The following is a 754-nucleotide window of genomic DNA, read 5'->3' as shown; positions in this document are numbered from 1 at the left end:
GCTCCCATTAATTATGAGGAACTGGAGCGTGCGATAGATCACGCAGAACGTCTCATCAGCCGCCATCGGCCGGCTCTGTTGCAAAGTTTTGAGCGATCTGAGGATCCGCCTCAAAACCAATAGCAGTTTCAGATATGAAACCAAACTTTGCAACCGAGCACTCAAGGGCGTACCATTGCGGCGCGACACCGGCCTATGGCGGGATCACCGTTGCGTTTTCATGGCCTGTCCTTCAGTATGCTGGCATGATGCGTTCACTCGTCCCCCTTTCCGTTCCAGGTCTTCTCCTGCTGTCGCTGCTCTCATCTGAACAGGCATACGCCGTCTGCATGGACATTCCGGGCCGTTATGATGCTGAGACCCGCCGTCTGGACGAGGCTCTTCAGGACTTTGCCCACAATTCCGGCTGTTTCGTGCATGTTCTGCCAGATCAGGAGCGCACCCAGTCTGCTCACTGGATCCATGGCCGTTACCGTCCCGCCGATGCTCTCGCAGCCCTTCTCGAGGGAACGTCTCTGAGGGCTGTCCGCACATCCGAAGGCTTTCGGCTTGAGTCCGTCACGCCAACTGGCACGTCATCCGATCAGGACGCGCGCAAACCCGCCCAGACAGACGGCTCCAAAGCGCAGCCAACGTCGCACCTCGTGCGCTGACAAGGTGATAGATCTGCTCGCAGCCCTATTCAGTGGTCTCGGCAACACGCCTCTCAGCCGAGCTCGGCCTGTCGCTCAAAGCTGCCTACATCTATCTGGAA

1 protein-coding gene is annotated in these 754 nt (G+C 57.8%); it reads left to right on the top strand.

Going from position 1 to position 754, the window contains the following annotated elements; genetic code table 11:
- The first annotated feature begins 134 nt into the window (after window positions 1–134).
- Window positions 135–653: a hypothetical protein gene (locus tag CSR02_RS16445; RefSeq protein WP_020936730.1), complete on the top strand. Its 519-nt coding sequence runs from the start codon at window positions 135–137 to the stop codon at window positions 651–653.
- The last annotated feature ends 101 nt before the right edge of the window (window positions 654–754 follow it).

Origin of the sequence: Acetobacter pomorum (assembly GCF_002738225.1) — a bacterium.
In the GTDB taxonomy this organism is placed as follows: Bacteria; Pseudomonadota; Alphaproteobacteria; order Acetobacterales; family Acetobacteraceae; genus Acetobacter; species Acetobacter pomorum.
The sequence above is the reverse complement of the archived record's forward strand: the minus strand, read 5'-3'. Positions and strand labels throughout refer to the sequence as shown.